Annotated in this window: 17 protein-coding genes; 6 read left to right on the forward strand and 11 right to left on the reverse strand. The window is 71.8% G+C overall.

Annotated elements, in window-relative coordinates; all coding sequences use genetic code 11:
• Window positions 1-6: 6 nt before the first annotated feature.
• The 4 genes from ACIRJR_RS18110 to ACIRJR_RS18125 form a co-directional block, all read right to left on the reverse strand.
• Window positions 7-867: an ATP-binding cassette domain-containing protein gene (locus ACIRJR_RS18110; RefSeq protein WP_403781189.1), complete on the reverse strand. Its 861-nt coding sequence runs from the start codon at window positions 865-867 to the stop codon at window positions 7-9.
• The gene (locus ACIRJR_RS18115; protein WP_403781193.1) at window positions 864-1,913 is read right to left on the reverse strand and encodes an ABC transporter permease; all 1,050 of its coding nucleotides are present in this window, start codon (window positions 1,911-1,913) and stop codon (window positions 864-866) included. The genes ACIRJR_RS18110 and ACIRJR_RS18115 overlap by 4 nt, the downstream gene beginning before the upstream one ends.
• A complete protein-coding gene (locus ACIRJR_RS18120; protein ID WP_403781926.1) occupies window positions 1,910-2,893 on the reverse strand; it encodes a sugar ABC transporter substrate-binding protein in 984 nt (327 codons plus the stop codon). The genes ACIRJR_RS18115 and ACIRJR_RS18120 overlap by 4 nt, the downstream gene beginning before the upstream one ends.
• A 239-nt stretch (window positions 2,894-3,132) precedes the next feature.
• The gene (locus ACIRJR_RS18125) at window positions 3,133-3,894 is read right to left on the reverse strand and encodes a GntR family transcriptional regulator (protein WP_403781196.1); all 762 of its coding nucleotides are present in this window, start codon (window positions 3,892-3,894) and stop codon (window positions 3,133-3,135) included.
• A 93-nt stretch (window positions 3,895-3,987) separates the two neighbouring features.
• Here ACIRJR_RS18125 and ACIRJR_RS18130 point away from each other — a divergent pair, with 93 nt between their 5' ends.
• On the forward strand, window positions 3,988-4,992 hold the full coding sequence (locus ACIRJR_RS18130) for a Gfo/Idh/MocA family oxidoreductase (RefSeq protein WP_403781199.1): 1,005 nt from the start codon (window positions 3,988-3,990) through the stop codon (window positions 4,990-4,992).
• Window positions 4,993-4,998: 6 nt separating this feature from the next.
• Here the strand turns inward: ACIRJR_RS18130 and ACIRJR_RS18135 are convergent, their stop codons facing one another.
• The 5 genes from ACIRJR_RS18135 to ACIRJR_RS18155 are packed head-to-tail and all read right to left on the reverse strand — an operon-like array spanning window position 4,999 to window position 9,796.
• On the reverse strand, window positions 4,999-6,195 hold the full coding sequence (locus ACIRJR_RS18135) for a cytochrome P450 (RefSeq protein ID WP_403781202.1): 1,197 nt from the start codon (window positions 6,193-6,195) through the stop codon (window positions 4,999-5,001).
• Window positions 6,196-6,206: 11 nt separating this feature from the next.
• The gene (locus ACIRJR_RS18140; protein ID WP_403781205.1) at window positions 6,207-6,629 is read right to left on the reverse strand and encodes a PaaI family thioesterase; all 423 of its coding nucleotides are present in this window, start codon (window positions 6,627-6,629) and stop codon (window positions 6,207-6,209) included.
• Window positions 6,630-6,644: 15 nt separating this feature from the next.
• Window positions 6,645-7,817 carry a cytochrome P450 gene (locus ACIRJR_RS18145; protein ID WP_403781208.1) on the reverse strand — a complete coding sequence of 391 codons (1,173 nt, stop codon included), beginning with the start codon at window positions 7,815-7,817 and terminating at the stop codon, window positions 6,645-6,647.
• 30 nt (window positions 7,818-7,847) lie between these two features.
• The gene (locus ACIRJR_RS18150) at window positions 7,848-8,576 is read right to left on the reverse strand and encodes a response regulator (protein ID WP_403781211.1); all 729 of its coding nucleotides are present in this window, start codon (window positions 8,574-8,576) and stop codon (window positions 7,848-7,850) included.
• Window positions 8,573-9,796 (reverse strand): sensor histidine kinase, encoded by a 1,224-nt coding sequence (locus ACIRJR_RS18155; RefSeq protein WP_403781214.1) that lies wholly within the window; start codon window positions 9,794-9,796, stop codon window positions 8,573-8,575. Before ACIRJR_RS18155 ends, ACIRJR_RS18150 begins: the two co-directional genes overlap by 4 nt.
• A gap of 145 nt (window positions 9,797-9,941) precedes the next feature.
• Here ACIRJR_RS18155 and ACIRJR_RS18160 point away from each other — a divergent pair, with 145 nt between their 5' ends.
• Window positions 9,942-10,145 carry a hypothetical protein gene (locus tag ACIRJR_RS18160; RefSeq protein ID WP_403781217.1) on the forward strand — a complete coding sequence of 68 codons (204 nt, stop codon included), beginning with the start codon at window positions 9,942-9,944 and terminating at the stop codon, window positions 10,143-10,145.
• A gap of 12 nt (window positions 10,146-10,157) precedes the next feature.
• On the opposite strand, the gene ACIRJR_RS18165 is transcribed toward ACIRJR_RS18160, so the two are convergent.
• Entirely contained in the window at window positions 10,158-11,078 is a 921-nt protein-coding gene (locus ACIRJR_RS18165; protein WP_403781220.1) for a DMT family transporter, read from the reverse strand.
• A 222-nt stretch (window positions 11,079-11,300) separates the two neighbouring features.
• Between ACIRJR_RS18165 and ACIRJR_RS18170 the strand changes: the two genes are divergently transcribed.
• The 3 genes from ACIRJR_RS18170 to ACIRJR_RS18180 all read left to right on the forward strand — a co-directional run bounded on the left by ACIRJR_RS18170 (window position 11,301) and on the right by ACIRJR_RS18180 (window position 13,200).
• Window positions 11,301-11,945: a TetR/AcrR family transcriptional regulator gene (locus tag ACIRJR_RS18170; protein WP_403781223.1), complete on the forward strand. Its 645-nt coding sequence runs from the start codon at window positions 11,301-11,303 to the stop codon at window positions 11,943-11,945.
• Between the two features lie 98 nt (window positions 11,946-12,043).
• Window positions 12,044-12,502, forward strand: a complete 459-nt coding sequence (locus ACIRJR_RS18175) for a hypothetical protein (RefSeq protein WP_403781226.1) — start codon at window positions 12,044-12,046, stop codon at window positions 12,500-12,502.
• Entirely contained in the window at window positions 12,493-13,200 is a 708-nt protein-coding gene (locus tag ACIRJR_RS18180) for a TIGR03086 family metal-binding protein (RefSeq protein WP_403781229.1), read from the forward strand. The genes ACIRJR_RS18175 and ACIRJR_RS18180 overlap by 10 nt, the downstream gene beginning before the upstream one ends.
• On the opposite strand, the gene ACIRJR_RS18185 is transcribed toward ACIRJR_RS18180, so the two are convergent.
• Entirely contained in the window at window positions 13,152-13,772 is a 621-nt protein-coding gene (locus ACIRJR_RS18185) for a dihydrofolate reductase family protein (RefSeq protein ID WP_403781232.1), read from the reverse strand. The two genes, ACIRJR_RS18180 and ACIRJR_RS18185, sit on opposite strands and share 49 nt — an antisense overlap.
• Window positions 13,773-13,953: 181 nt before the next feature.
• Between ACIRJR_RS18185 and ACIRJR_RS18190 the strand changes: the two genes are divergently transcribed.
• Window positions 13,954-14,412 carry a hypothetical protein gene (locus tag ACIRJR_RS18190; RefSeq protein WP_403781235.1) on the forward strand — a complete coding sequence of 153 codons (459 nt, stop codon included), beginning with the start codon at window positions 13,954-13,956 and terminating at the stop codon, window positions 14,410-14,412.
• Window positions 14,413-14,491: the final 79 nt, after the last annotated feature.

A 14,491-nucleotide genomic window follows, 5' to 3' on the forward strand; every position in this document is an offset into this window, starting at 1 on the left:
CGGGGATTACGGGGTGTCGTCGGCGTCGGGACGGCCGCCGGGGTGGTCCGGAGCCGGGGCCCGCTCGAGCTCGTGGCTGAGCTCGTCGAGCTCGCTCCCGCCCGCCATCTGACGGGTCAGTTCGTCCAGTGTGACGCCGTCCTTGGTGTGGCTTCCGGACATCGTGCCGCGCTTGAGCAGGACGAACCGGTCACCCACGAGGTAGGCGTGGTGCGGGTTGTGCGTGATGAGGACCACGCCGAGTCCGGCGTCCCTGGCGGCCGCGACGTACTTCAGGACGACCCCGGACTGCTTGACGCCGAGCGCCGCGGTCGGCTCGTCGAGGACGAGGACCTTGGCACCGAAGTACACCGCGCGGGCGATGGCCACGCACTGGCGTTCGCCGCCGGACAGGGTGCCGATGGGCTGGTCGACGTCCCGCAGGTCGATGCCCATGCGGAGGAGCTCCGCGCGGGTCGTCTCGCGCATCCGCCTCACATCGAGGCGCTTGAACGGACCGGAGCCCTTCGTCGGCTCCGAGCCGAGGAAGAAGTTGCGCCAGACCGGCATGAGCGGAACGACGGCGAGGTCCTGGTAGACGGTGGCGATGCCCCGGTCCAGCGCGTCACGCGGGTTGGCGAGCGTGGTCTCCTCGCCCTCGATCAGGAACGTCCCGGCGTCGTGCCGGTGGAGCCCCGCGATGATCTTGATGAGGGTGGACTTGCCGGCGCCGTTGTCGCCGAGGACGCAGGAGATCTCTCCCGCGTGGACCTCCAGCGAGACGTTCTCCAGAGCCTTGATGTTGCCGTAGTACTTACTGACACCGTCGAGCTCGACGAGCGCCCGGCCGGCCGTGTCCCGGGGGGCGGGAGCCTGGGTGGCCGTCATTTCGTCGCCTCCGCACGCTTGCGTACCCATGCGTTGAGCAGGGTGGCCAGGAGCAGCATCGCTCCCAGGAAGAACTTGAACCAGTCGGGGTTCCACTCCGCGTACACGATGCCCTTGCTGGTCATGCCGAAGATGACCGCGCCCACGGCGGAGCCGATCGCCGAGCCGTAGCCGCCGGTGATCAGACAGCCGCCGATGACGGCCGCGATGATGTAGATCAGCTCGTTGCCGACGCCCTCGCCGGACTGCACCACGTCGTACGAGAAGAGCAGGTGCTGCCCGGAGACCCAGGCGGCGAAGGCGACGCCGAGGTAGAGCCCGATCCGGGTGCGGATCACCGGGACGCCGACGGCGCGGGCGGCGTCGGACTGGCCGCCGACGGCGAAGATCCAGTTGCCGAAACGGGTGCGGATCAGGATCCAGGTGGCGATCGCGACGAGCGCGGCCCACCACAGGATGGTCACCTTCAGCTCGACGCCGCCGACGGTGAGGTAGGACGCGAAGATCTTGCGGGCGGAGTCGAATCCCTCCATGTTCCCGATGGCCTTGGTCGAGACCGTGCCGCTGATCAGCTTGGTGAAGCCGAGGTTCAGGCCGGTCAGCATCAGGAACGTGCCGAGCGTGATGATGAAGCTCGGGAGCTTGGTGCGGGTCAGCATGAAGCCGTTGAACGCGCCGAAGCCGAGGGTGACCAGCAGCGACACGGAGACGCCCACCCAGACGTTGGCGGTCATCTGGTAGCTGAACATCGAGGAGATCAGCGCGGAGCTGGTCACCATCACACCGGCGGAGAGGTCGAACTCGCCGCCGATCATCAGGAGCGCCACGGGCGCCGCCATGATCCCGATGGTGGAGGCCGCGTACAGCACCGTTCCGAGGCTGGAGGCCTGGAGGAAGCTGTCGGCGACGATCGCGAAGAAGAGGAAGACGGCCGCGGCTCCGACGACCGAGCCGAGCTCGGGCCTGCCGAGCAGCTTGCGCAGCGGGGAGGTGCGCAGCAGGCGTTCGTCGGTGCTGGGCGCCGCCGGTTGCCCGGTCGCCGTCATCGCGTCCCCCGGTCCGTGTACTCGGCGAGTGCGTCGGCGTCCTCGGCCGTGATGACCTGCGGTCCGGTCAGGACCGGGAGGCCGCCTCCGAGCACGTTCTGGTTGAAGCGGTAGAGCCAGAGCAGGTCGACGGCCTCGTACCCCTGGAGGTAGGGCTGCTGGTCGACGGCGAAGCCGAGCGACTTGTCCTGGAGGCCGGCGGCGACGCTCGCGTTGAGGTCGAAGGTGTCGACCTCGGCCTCGCTGCCCGCGGTCCGCTTCGCCTTGACGGCGGCGGTGGCGAACGGCGCGCCGAGGGTGACGACGGCGTCGATGTCCTCGTCGGCGCTCAGCTTGGCCTCGATGGAGGACTGGACGTCGGGCATGTTGGTGCCGTCGACGTAGAGGTTCTGCATCGTCCCGTCGAAGGTCTTCTTCGCCCCGGCGCAGCGCTGCTCGTGGCCGACGTTGCCCTGCTCGTGCAGGACGCAGAGGACCTTCTTGCGGTCGCGCCGGCTCAGCTCGTCGCCGACCGCCTCGCCGGCGATGGACTCGTCCTGCCCGATGTGGGTGAGCGCGCCGAAGGCCTTGGACTCGGCGGAGCCGGAGTTCACCGTGATGACGGGGATTCCGGCCTTGACGGCCTTGGCCACGACGGTCTTCATCGAGTCGGGCTTGGCCAGCGAGACGATCAGGCCGTCGACCTTCTTGTCGATCGCGGTCTGGACGAGCTCGGCCTGCTGCTGGCCCTCGTCGCTGTGCGAGTACAGGAAGTTGATGTTGTCCTTGTCGGCCGCCTGCTTGGCACCCTTCTGGACGATGTCCCAGAAGGTGTCGCCATCACCCGAGTGGGTGACCATGGCGAATGTCCAGCGGGGCGTGTTCACCGCGGACCGGCCCTCGGCGGCCTGCTGGGCCGCGCGCTCCTCCGCCCGCTTGCCGCCGGTGCTGCTGCATCCCGCGAGGGAGGCCGCCAGCACCGCTGCCAGCACGGCGCCCATCGCGCGTACCCCTGTCCGAACCCTTGCCACGACGCCGTGCCCTTCTAGTGCTGCTCGTTGTGCTGCCTGGTGAGCCGGGGGAGCGGTCTCGCCGCCCGGCGGGCCAAGTATCCCCGAGCCCGGTCCGGTGCGGCCCGGCAGGGGCGCGGGGCGCGCCCTTCCGCCGTTCTAACGACCTAGCATGACCACGTCAATGATTGTGTCCGAACATTCTGACCGGAGGGCCGCGGCCCGGGCGCTCAGGGCCGGACGAGCAGCTGGAACTCGAAGGCGTACCGCGAGGCGCGGTAGACGTGTGACCCGAATTCGACCGCCCGGCCGCCGTCGTCGAAGGTGGTGCGCTCCATGGTCAGCAGCGGTGCGCCCACCGGTTCCGCGAGCAGCTCGCCCTCCTCGGCGGTGGCGGCCCTGGCACCCACGGTCTGCCGGGCACTGTGCAGGGTGATGCCGGAGGCGCGCATCATCCGGTAGAGGCCGGTCGCCTCCAGCCGCTCGGTGGAGAGGTCGAGCAGCCGTGGCGGCAGGTGGTTGCGCAGGAGCGCCATGGGCTCGTCGTGGGCGTACCGCACCCGCTCGACGAGATGGACCTCACTGCCCTCCTCCACACCGAGCGCGGCCGCGGTCTCCGGCGTGGCCGGCTCGACCGTGTTGCGCAGGACCTTGGTCGCCGGCTGCCTGCCGGCCGTCTCCAGGTCGTCGTAGAGGCTGCTCAGTTCGAGCGGGCGCCTGATGCGGCTGTGCACGACCTGGGTGCCGACACCGCGCCGGCGCACCATCAGCCCTTTGTCGACGAGCGACTGGATGGCCTGGCGGACGGTGGGACGGGAGAGCCCGAGGCGTGCGGCGAGCTCCAGTTCGTTACCGAGGAGGCTGCCGGGCGCGAGCCGCCCCTGCTCGACGGCCGCCTCCAGCTGCTGGGCCAGCTGGTAGTAGAGCGGGACGGGACTGGTGCGGTCCACGCCCAGCCCCAGGGCGGCGGAGTCGGCGGCGGGTTTGGGCACGGCACGGAGCGTACCCCGTGGCGTCGCGCCGCACCCTTCGATTTGTCAGGACATATAGTTGACAGTGCGACTGAGGGGCGGCACGTTGGGTCCATGCGCATCGGACTCATCGGCACGGGCAGGATCGGTTCCTTCCACGCGGGCGTCCTGGCACGTCATCCGGAGGTCGCCTCCCTGGTGGTGACGGACCCCGACGCCGGCCGCGCCGCACAGGTCGCCGCGCTGACGGGGGCCATCGCCGTCACGTCCGCCGAGGAGGTCCTCGCCGCGGGCGTGGACGCCGTGGTGATCGCCTCGGCCACCTCGGCACACGCCGGTCTCATCGGCCTTGCGGCCCGGGCCGGTCTGCCCGCCTTCTGCGAGAAGCCGATCGCGCTGGACCTGGCGGGGACACTGGGCGCCCTGCGTGAGGTCGAGCGGGCGGGCAGCGTGCTCCAGCTCGGTTTCATGCGGCGCTTCGACGCCGGATACGCCGCCGCGCGCACCGCCGTGCGCGGCGGCGCCCTGGGCCGGCTGCACACCGTCCGGGCGGCCACCTCCGACCCCGCTCCCCCGCCCGCCGCGTATCTCCCGCTCTCCGGAGGCCTGTTCAGGGACTGCCTGGTGCACGACTTCGACATCCTGCGCTGGGTGACGGGCCGTGAGGTGACGGAGGTGTACGCCACCGGGTCGGACGCGGGCCCCGCGATGTTCCGCGAGGCGGGTGACGTGGCCACGGCGGCGGCACTGCTGACCCTGGACGACGGCACCCTCGCCACGGCGACGGCCACCCGGTGCAACGGGGCCGGTTACGACGTGCGCATGGAACTGGCCGGCGAGCGGGACCAGATCGCCGTGGGCCTCGACGACCGCACCCCTCTCACGTCGGCCGAGCCGCAGGGCCCGTCCGCGCCCGCCAAGCCGTGGCCCGGCTTCCTGGAGCGGTTCGCCCCCGCGTACGAGGCCGAACTGGACGCGTTCCTCCGTGTCGTGCGCGGCGAGCGGGAGAACCCGTGCGACGGCCGGGAGGCGCTGCACGCGCTGCGCGTCGCCGAGGCCTGCGAGCTGTCGCGCGCGGAGCGCCGCCCGGTGCGGCTCACCGAGATCACCGGGGCCTGAAGCCCGCTACCAGGCCACGGGCAGGCTCTGCGGCCCCCGGAGCAGCATGCCCGTACGCCAGCGGAGCCGGGCCGGATCCGTGTCGAGCCGCAGCTCCGGACAGCGCTCCAGGAGTGTCCTGATGGCGATGCGGGCCTCGATGCGGGCCAGGGGAGCACCCAGGCAGTAGTGGATGCCGTGGCCGAAGGCGACGTGCCCGCGGGTGTCCCGCGTGATGTCGAACCGGTCGGCGTCCGGGTAGCGGGCGGGGTCGCGGTCGCAGCCGGCCATCGCGATCAGGACGAGCTCACCGCCGCCCGGGATCACCGTGCCCGAGACGTCGAGCGGCTCGGTGGTGAAGCGGTACGTGGGGGTCTCGACGGGCCCCTCGTAGCGGAGCGTCTCCTCGACCGCGTTGTCGATGAGGCCGAAGTCCGCTCGCAGGGACTCCAGTTGCTCCGGATGGGTCAGCAGGCTCAGGACGCCGTTGGAGATGAGGTTGACCGTGGTCTCGTGCCCGGCGACGAGCAGCAGCCAGGCCATGCCCATGAGTTCGTCGGCGGAGAGCTGGTCGCCGTCGTCGTCCGCCGTGTGGATCAGCGCACTGATCAGGTCGTCCCCGGGCGCCGCGCGCTTCTCCGCGAGCAGCCCGGCCAGGTACCGGGTCATGGCGGCGGTGGCCAGGCCGCGGGCCTCGGAGTCCAGGGACGACACCGCCGTGTTGGACCAGGTGCGGAACGCCTGCCGGTCCAGTGTGGGCACACCCAGCAGATCGCAGATGACGGCCATCGGCAGAGGGAACGACAGCGCCTTGACCAGGTCGGCGCTCCGGACCGTCCCGCCGGTCATGGAATCGAGGAGTCCGTCCGTCATCTCCTGGACACGCGGGGCGAGCCGCTCCATACGGCGCGGGGTGAACTCCCGGGCCACCAGCCTGCGCAGCCGGGTGTGGGCCGGCGCGTCGTTGCTGAGCATGGACGTCCCCGCGGAGACCTTGCCGACGTCCAGGGAGGGCGACGCCCTGTGCCACTCCTTGGAGAGCCGCTGGTCGGCGAGGAGGGCCCTCCCCGCCTCGTACCCGACGACCAGCCAGGCCTCCGTGCCCTCCGGGATGCGGACCCGGTGCACCGGCCCGCGGGCGCGCAGGCGCGCGTAGACGGGATACGGGTCGCGGATGAAGTCGTCGCCGAGTGCGCCGAGGTCGAGCAAGGTGTCCGTGGTCAACGTGGTGCCCTTCAGGTCGTCGGGAGGGCGGACAGAACGGTCCCCTGTGCCACCGCGCACAGTGTCTCGGCCCCCTCGTCGTCCACGGTGTACAGGTCGCAGCGCACCACCGCCTGGCGGCGGCCGGTGTGGACGACCTCGGCGCGGGCGGTCAGGGTGCGGCCGCTCGCCGGGCGGACGTACTGGATGGAGAAACCACCGGTCAGGACGGCGGCCCCGAGCGTCGTCCCGGCGGCGAAGGTGAGCGCGTTGTCGGCCGCGTAGGACACGACACCGCCGTGCAGGTAACCGTTCTGCTGGGTGAGTTCGTCGCGCACGTCGATCTCGAGGACGGCTGTGCCGGCCCCGAACTCCGAGATGCGTGCGCCGACGAGCGCGCTGAAGGGCTGGCTGTCGAGGACTTGCTGCGCCGTGCCGAGCGATAGTTCGGTCATGGCTGCCATTTCACCTCACCAGCGCACCGGCAGGCGACGCACCCCCCGCAGCAGCAGGCCGGGCAGCCAGTCGGGCTCCCCGCCGTCCGGGTCCCGTTCGAGCCCGGGACACCGGTCCAGCAGCGCCCGGATCGCGATGCGGCCCTCCATCCGGGCCAGCGGAGCGCCCAGGCAGAAGTGGATGCCGTGCCCGAAGGCCAGGTGTCCCTGCGCCTGGCGCCGGATGTCGAAGGTGTCCGGATCCGGATAGCGGCCGGCGTCCCGGCCGCCGGAGCCCAGCGCGACGAGCACCGCCTCGCCGCGGGGAATGACGACGGAGCCGATGGTGACGGGTTCACGGGCGAAGCGGAAGGTCGCCGTCCCGACGGGGCCGTCGTAGCGGAGCATCTCCTCGACCGCGTTGTCGATCAGTTCCGGCCTGTCGCGCAGCAGGGCCAGTTGCTCCGGGTGGTCGAGGAGCGCCCGTACGCCGTTGGAGATCAGGTTCACGGTCGTCTCGTGGCCGGCCACCAGGAGCAGGAACGCCATGCCGGTCAGTTCGTCGCGCGACAGGCTGTCGCCGTCCTCCACGCGTGCCTGGATCAGGGCGCTCATCAGGTCGTCGCCCGGTGCGCAGCGCTTGTCCTCGATCAACTCGTCGAGATAGGCGCCCATCTCGTGGACCGCCTCGCTCTCCTTCTCCGCCGAGACCGGTGTGACGATGGCGTTGGACATCCGGCGGAACGCGTCCCGGTCGATGTCGGGTACGCCGATGAGTTCGCAGATGACGGTCATCGGCAGCGGGAAGGCGAACGCGTCGACGAGGTCGGCGCGGCCCGCGGGCACCATCGCGTCGAGGAGCTCCGCGGTGATCTGCTCGACCCGCGGGCGCAGAGCCTCGATCCGACGCGCGGTGAACACGCCGGCGACGAGTTTCCGCAGCCGGGTGTGGTGCGGGGCGTCCATCTCCAGCATGTTGGCGTTGATCGGGTTGCTCGACGCCGACCAGAGTTCCGTCGTCCGCCAGTCCTTGCTGAACCGCTGGTCCGCGAGGGCCGCACGGGCCTCGTCGTAGCCGACGATCATCCACACCCGCTCCAGGTCATCGGTGCGGACCTCGTGCACCGGGCCCTCCGCACGCAGCTTCGCGTAGTAGCCGTACGGATTCGCGTTGAAGTCGCGCGCACCGCGCAGATCGACCACCGACATCGTCCCGCCCCCTCGTCCGGTCTGACCCCTTCAGCCTAGGCGGCCGCCTCCCGCGCCGTCCTCGTCCTCATGGAGGAGACCGGCGTCGTGCACCAACAGGGCGATCTGGACACGGTTGTTGAGCCCGAGCCTGGTGAGGATCCGGGACACGTGCGCCTTCACGGTGGCCACGCTCAGATGGAGCTCCGCCGCGATCTCCGCGTTGGAGCTGCCCCGCCCGACGGCCGCGGCCACGTCCTGCTCGCGCTCGCCCAGCGCGGAGAACCGCTGCCGGGCGCGGGCGCCACGGGCCTGCCGGTCGTCGGCCGGTCCTCCTGCCGCGCGGGCCATGAGCCGCCGGGTGACGGCGGGTGAGAGAACGGGTTCACCGGCCGCGACCCGCAGGACGGCGTCGACGATCTGCGCGGGCGGGGTGTCCTTGAGGACGAAGCCCGCCGCCCCCGCGCGGATGGCCCGCAGGACCTGCTCGTCGGCGTGGAAGGTGGTCAGGACGATGACCTCGGGGGCGCCGGGCCGTCGCCGCAGCTCCTCGGTCGCGGCGAGCCCGTCCATGCCGGGCATCCGGATGTCCATGAGTACGACGTCGGGGTGCGTGCGGGCGACGAGGGCGGCGGCCTCGGTCCCGTCGGCACCCTCCCCGACGAGTTCGATGCCCTCCGCACCGCCGAGCATGAGGGCCAGGCCGGCCCGCACGAGAGGGTCGTCGTCGACGACGGCCAGCCGGACCGGTGTCGCCTCCGGAGGCGTGGGAGTGCTCATGCCGGCCACGGTAGCCGGGCCCGGACCGTGAATCCCCCGTCCGGCCGGGGCCCGTGGTGCAGACTGCCGCCCGCCAGGCTCGCGCGCTCGGTCAGGCCGATGAGCCCCTGTCCCGATCCGGGGACCGCCTCGAAGGATGCGGTGGGAGCCGGATTGCCGACCTCGATGGTCAGCCCGTCGCCCGGCCCGCCGGCCACCGTGACGCCGACAGGCGCTCCGGGTGCGTGCTTGCGGGCGTTGGTCAGCGCTTCCTGGGCGATGCGGTAGACCGTGCGCCCCGTGGCCGCCGGCGCCCGGGCCGGTTCGGCGACGGTGTTGTCCAGGGTGACCTCCATGCCCGCCGAGCGGGACTCCTCGATCAGGGCGTCCAGGGTGACGAGGGTGGGCTGCGGCCTGTTGCCCTCGTCGCCCTCCCCCGGGGCGCGCAGTACGCCGATGATCTCGCGGAGGTCCTGCAGGGCTTCGTGGGCGCTGTCCCGGATGACTCCGGCAGCCCTGCCGACCTCGGCCGGGGGCGCGTCGGGCCGGAACTCGAGGGCGCCCGCGTGGACGCTGAGCAGGGTCAGCCGGTGGGCGAGGACGTCGTGCATCTCGCGGGCGATGGCCTCCCGCGCGAGCCGCTGGGCCTGCTCGGCGCGGAGTTCCGCCTCGGCCTCAGCCCGGCGCGCGCGTTCGCGCAGGGTGACAACCAGCTGCCGCCGTGACCGTACGACCATGCCCCAGCTGAGGACGAGCAGGACCAGCAGCACTCCGATGACGGTGGACGTGAAGAAGGAGGTGGACGGGTCCGGGCGCAGCATCGGCTGTACGGGCGCCGCGACGAGGGCGAGCGCGCCGACGACGGCCACCGGCCTGAAGGGACGGTGCACCGCCAGGCTGAACATCGCGATCAGCATGGCTCCGGCCGCCACCGGTTCCACGATGCTCAGCACCGTGAGGACCGCGCCGACCGCCACGGGCCATCGGCGCCGGACCCAGAGGGCGCAGCAGGCGGCCGCCCCGAGCAGGGAGTCGGCGACCACGACACCGCCGGGGGTGGAGCCGTCGGCGTCGATCGCGGCGAGCACGGCCACCCCGAACGCGGCTGCGCAGAGGAAGAGCGTGATGTCGACGGCCCAGTCCCGCACGGTCCGGCGCGGTCCGCCAGAGGGGCCGGGCCTCTCGTGACCGGCCAGCGCCGAGGGCAGCAGCCAGGGGTATTCCGTGGAGGTGGAGGGCATGTCGGTAAAGCTACGCAGTCGGCGGGCCCTGCCGGGCGCTTGCGCCCCGGCGCGATACCGAAGTCGCACGACTCGATACTTCCGTCGGGGTACGGCAGACCGGTGGCCGACGCGGGCCCGGGGCGGCCCGCGCCAGGCTCGGACCATGAAGAAATTCGTGGAGACGGCCGGGTTCATCGTGTTCGTGCAGGGCGCCGCCGGACTGCTCTACGAGTGGACGGGCTGGTTCCGGCTGTGGGCCGTGGTGGCGAGGCTCCCCGTCCTCGACGACCACGGACTCTTCGCCGGCATCGTCCTGGTGGTGACCGGCGGGGCCGTGATGATCGCGGCCGACTCGATCAGGACGTGATCCAGGACGTGATCAGGACGCGGCGTCGGCGCGGCGGCGCCCCCACGCGGTGCCGAGCAGCACGAGCACCGCGCCCAGCAGTCCCAGCGCACCGAGACGCTCGCCCCCGATGGCGATACCGACGGCGGCGGCCCAGAGCGGCTCCGTCCCGAGCAGCAGGCTGACGCGGGACGGCGAGGTGCGGCGCACCGACCACATCTGCACGAAGAACGCGAACAGCGTGCAGAAGACCGAGAGGAAGAGCAGCCCCGCCCACTCGGTGGCACCGAAGCCCGCGGCCACCGTCCACGGGGCGGGGCCGGTCCCGGGCACGGCGGCCAGCACGGCGAAGACGGCGACCGCGCTGCCGAGCTGCACCGTGGTCAGGGAGAGCGAGTCGGCGTCCTGGACCGCCTTGATGCGCGCCATCGCCAGGACGTGGACCGTACGGGCGAGGGCCGCGAGCAGCATCAGGAGATCGCCCGTCGACGGGCTGGTGAAACCGCCGCCCTGGGTCAGGAGCACGACACCGGTGACCGAGAGACCGGCCGCCGCGAGGAACGACGCCGGCGGGCGGACCCGGGTCACGGCCGCCTCCGCGAGGGGGGTGAAGATCATGGTGAGGCTGATGATGAGCCCGGCGTTGGTCGCCGACGTGTGCACGACGCCGTAGGTCTCCAGCAGGAAGATCCCGCTGAGCACCAGCCCCAGCAGGCCCGCACCCCGCCACTGCGGGCGGCTCAGCGCCCGGAGCCCGCGCCATCCGGCGACGGCCAGGGCCGGCAGCACGATCGCGAAGCGGAGCACCAGGACGGCGATCACGGTGTGCGTCGTCGTGATGCCCTTGGCGGCGAGGTAGCTGGCTCCCCAGACGGCGGCGACCAGCAGGAGCGGCAGGTCGGTGACCCAGGCGCGACGGGACGGTGCGACGGCGGGCAGGACGGCAGAGGACACGGGTGCTCCTGGTTCTCCACAACGGGAACGATGTGGAGACCTCGCCGGCTCACACGCGGAGCCATCACCGTACCGAACGGATGACCCCCTCAGGAACCTCTGTCCGCAGGGTGATCCGACCACCTGTTCGCAGGGGTCGTCCCTGGCGGAAGCGGTCTCCCGGCGGTGTCGGCTCCTCCTAGAATGTCGGTCCTGGGACGCTCGGACACACGGAGTTGGCACATGGGTGGAGCGCGGCTGGACGGACGGGTCGAGCGGGGGAACCAGACCAGACAACTGGTGCTGGGGCGCGCGGTCCACGTCGCCTCGACCGAGGGGCTGGAGGGCCTCTCGCTCGGCCGGCTCGCCACGGAACTGAAGCTGAGCAAGAGCGGCGTCTTCGCCCTCTTCGGCTCCAAGGAGGAACTGCAGCTCGCCACCGTGCGGGCCGCCGTGGCCGTCTTCGTCGAGCACGTGCTGACACCGACCCGGGCGGCGCCGCCGGGTCTCGGCCGCGTCTGGCGCATGTGTGAGAGCTGGCTCTCCTACTCCCGGCGCCGGGTGTTCAGCGGCGGCTGCTTCTTCTACGCGACGATCGCCGAGTTCGACTCACGGGACGGCAAGGTGCACGACGCGCTGGCCTCCACCCAGACGGGCTGGGTGACCTTCGTGGAGGAGACCGTCGAGGAGGCCAGGGCGCGGGGCGAGCTCGCCGCGGACACGGATGTCTCCCAGCTGGCCTTCGAGCTCATCGCGTTCATGGAACTGGCCAACGCGGAGTCGGTGCTGCACAACAACAGTCCCGGCTACACGAAGGCGGCGCGGGCCATCCTGGGGCGGCTGCACGCCGCCGCCACGGATCCGTCCCTGCTGCCGGAGGCGCCCTGACGGGAGGAATTAGCTGCACGACCGTTCGTATAGTTATATCGTCGACGGGAGGCCGCGGCACCGGTCCGGCCCACCCACCTCGACGAAGGGGGCCGGTCATGCCCTCCGGCATCTGGAAGACGTCCTGGAAGAACGGTCCGGCGGCGGACAGTGCGGACCCCGGCTCGGCCGTCGTCGTCAGCATCACCGAATTCAGCACGCACCGCCCGTGGGGCACGCCCGCCGTCGCGTTCGAGGGCATGCGGCTCCGGCGCAGCTGGCCACAGACGCCCGGAGCAGTCGCCATCCGGCTCTGGATGGACCCCGGTCCTCGCCTGAACCGGTCGGGGTCGGTCACCGTATGGACCGACGAGGCTTCCCTGATGCGCTTCGTCGCCCGGCCCGACCACCTGCGCGTCGTCCGGGCGTTCCGGGGGCGCGGAGTGATGCGGTCGGTCCTCCACGAGACGGCGCTGGGCGCCCCCACCGCCGGCCTCCCGACGGTCGGCGGCACCGGACTCGCGCCGCTCTGGGCGGACGCGGAGCGAATCCTGACCGGAGGCGGCCCGTGGAGCTGATCGGGACACCCGCGGACCTCGTCCTGCTCGACCGCATCGCCGTCCTGGAGTCCGTGCGTGTGGTGGACGAGGCCCGCTCCGGCGACTGGGGGCGCCCGACCCCGTGCGGCCGGTGGACCTTGCGTGAGCTGGTGGAGCACATGGCCGCACAGCACCACGGCTTCGCCGCAGCATCGCGGGAAGAAGGAGCGGACGCCTCCGCCTGGCGGACGCGGGACCTCGGGGACGACCCGGCCGGCGCCTACCGGACCGCCGCGACGGCCGTCCTGGACGCCTTCGCCTCCCCCGGCCTGCCCGAAAGACAGTTCACCCTGCCGGAGATCACCGTGCGGCCGGTGCCCGCTCCCCGGGCCGTCGGCTTTCACTTCGTCGACTACGTGGCGCACGCCTGGGATGTCGCCTCAGCGCTCGGGCTCGCGGTCCGCCTGCCGGAGCCCGTGCTCCGTGAGGCCCTGCCGATCGCCCGAGCCGTGCCGGACGGCGACGTACGGCGTGCCCCGGGCGCCGCGTTCCGCCCAGGCCTCGCCCTGGACGAGGGGATCCCCTCCGACCGCCGTGGCCGACCCGGCACGCTGCCCCTGGTCCTGGCTGCCCTGGGCCGCAGCCCTGACTGGACCCCACCCCCGGGCCCTGGTGCCGGCCCGCCTCCTCACACCTCGCCGACGGTCCCGAACCGCGCGTCCCCCGCGGGCCGGTAGGTGTGGATCGCGATGCCGCTGCCGGTGGGCCGGACACCGGTCAGCTCGAAGGCCGTCGGCTTCCCGCCGTCCGCGAAGAGGCGCCTGCCGCTGCCCAGACAGACCGGGAAGACCAGCAGGTTGATCTCGTCGATCAGTCCGTGCTCGAGAAGTGACCGGGCCAGGATCCCGCTGCCGTGGATCTGCAGCTCACCCTCCGCCGTCCGCTCCTTCAGCCGCGCGACCTCCGCCGGCACGTCGGCCGCGACGACGGTCGTGTTCTCCCACCCGGGATCGGTCAGGGTCGTGGAGACGACGTGCTTCGGCAGCGTGTTGAGCCGGGAGGCGATCGGGTCCTCCGGGTCCGTGACCCGGGGCCAGTAGGCCGAGAAGATGTCATACGTACGCCGTCCGAGGAGGTAGGCCCCCGACCGGTCGAACACCTCGTTCATGAAGGCCCCCATGCCCTCGTCCGCGAAGGGCGCCAGCCAGCCGCCGTACGCGAACCCGCCCGTGGTGTCCTCGTCAGGGCCTCCGGGCGCCTGCATCACCCCGTCGAGGGACACGAACGCGGTGAGCGTGAGCTCCGCCATGGTCCTGCTCCTTCGCCTCACTGCCGCGGATCCGGGCAGTACGTGTGCTTCCAGCACCTCTGACACCACTTTCGGGCTGAACCCGCCGGTCCGCCCGGTGAACTCCGCCGCGCCGCGGAAGAACGGTCACAGTTCGTACACATGACCGATGAACCGTGCGGATCTTCGATACACAGGGCACATGCGCACCGCACTGACTCTTCCCGCCGGGCTGTCCGTACTCGCCGCCGTCCTCGTCACGCTGACGTCCTGTTCCGCCGGACCCGGCGCGACGCCGTCCGCCTCGCGTTCCGCCGCCTCACCCGCGGCCTCCTCCGCCGCCCCGGTGGACTCCGGCGCCCTGGAGTCGTCCGTGCGGACGTACGTGAAGGCCTACTACGAGCCTGACGCCGGTGCCGCCTACGCACTGCTCTCCGCCCGCTGCCGGAAGGAGTGGTCCGAGGCCTCCTTCCAGTCACTCGTCGACCGGGCTGCCCAGACCGCCGAGCAGTTGGGGAAGGCTTACACCTTGCGGCGGCTCTCCGTGGACGACATCCACCCGGACATCGCGCAGGTGACCTACGGCGTGGGCGAGCCGCAGTACGACGAGACGTCGCCCTGGGTCCGGGAGGACGGGGAGTGGCACAACGACCTCTGCTGAGGTGCCCGCCTCCCGCGTACCGCGCCCCGCCCGGCGGCCCGTCCTACGCTGGCGGGGAACGGCCCACGCGAACGAAATG

This window comes from Streptomyces sp. NPDC102402 (assembly GCF_044765765.1).
In the GTDB taxonomy this organism is placed as follows: domain Bacteria; phylum Actinomycetota; class Actinomycetes; order Streptomycetales; family Streptomycetaceae; genus Streptomyces.

Bases quoted from the DNA above. Each gene is read 5' to 3' on its own strand.
- ACIRJR_RS18110 (WP_403781189.1), bottom strand. From the start codon at position 867: ATGACGGCCACCCAGGCTCCCGCCCCCCGGGACACGGCCGGCCGGGCG.
- ACIRJR_RS18115 (WP_403781193.1), bottom strand. From the start codon at position 1,913: ATGACGGCGACCGGGCAACCGGCGGCGCCCAGCACCGACGAACGCCTG.
- ACIRJR_RS18120 (WP_403781926.1), bottom strand. From the start codon at position 2,893: ATGGGCGCCGTGCTGGCAGCGGTGCTGGCGGCCTCCCTCGCGGGATGC.
- ACIRJR_RS18130 (WP_403781199.1), top strand. From the start codon at position 3,988: ATGCGCATCGGACTCATCGGCACGGGCAGGATCGGTTCCTTCCACGCG.
- ACIRJR_RS18140 (WP_403781205.1), bottom strand. From the start codon at position 6,629: ATGACCGAACTATCGCTCGGCACGGCGCAGCAAGTCCTCGACAGCCAG.
- ACIRJR_RS18145 (WP_403781208.1), bottom strand. From the start codon at position 7,817: ATGTCGGTGGTCGATCTGCGCGGTGCGCGCGACTTCAACGCGAATCCG.
- ACIRJR_RS18150 (WP_403781211.1), bottom strand. From the start codon at position 8,576: ATGAGCACTCCCACGCCTCCGGAGGCGACACCGGTCCGGCTGGCCGTC.
- ACIRJR_RS18155 (WP_403781214.1), bottom strand. From the start codon at position 9,796: ATGCCCTCCACCTCCACGGAATACCCCTGGCTGCTGCCCTCGGCGCTG.
- ACIRJR_RS18160 (WP_403781217.1), top strand. From the start codon at position 9,942: ATGAAGAAATTCGTGGAGACGGCCGGGTTCATCGTGTTCGTGCAGGGC.
- ACIRJR_RS18170 (WP_403781223.1), top strand. From the start codon at position 11,301: ATGGGTGGAGCGCGGCTGGACGGACGGGTCGAGCGGGGGAACCAGACC.
- ACIRJR_RS18175 (WP_403781226.1), top strand. From the start codon at position 12,044: ATGCCCTCCGGCATCTGGAAGACGTCCTGGAAGAACGGTCCGGCGGCG.
- ACIRJR_RS18185 (WP_403781232.1), bottom strand. From the start codon at position 13,772: ATGGCGGAGCTCACGCTCACCGCGTTCGTGTCCCTCGACGGGGTGATG.
- ACIRJR_RS18190 (WP_403781235.1), top strand. From the start codon at position 13,954: ATGCGCACCGCACTGACTCTTCCCGCCGGGCTGTCCGTACTCGCCGCC.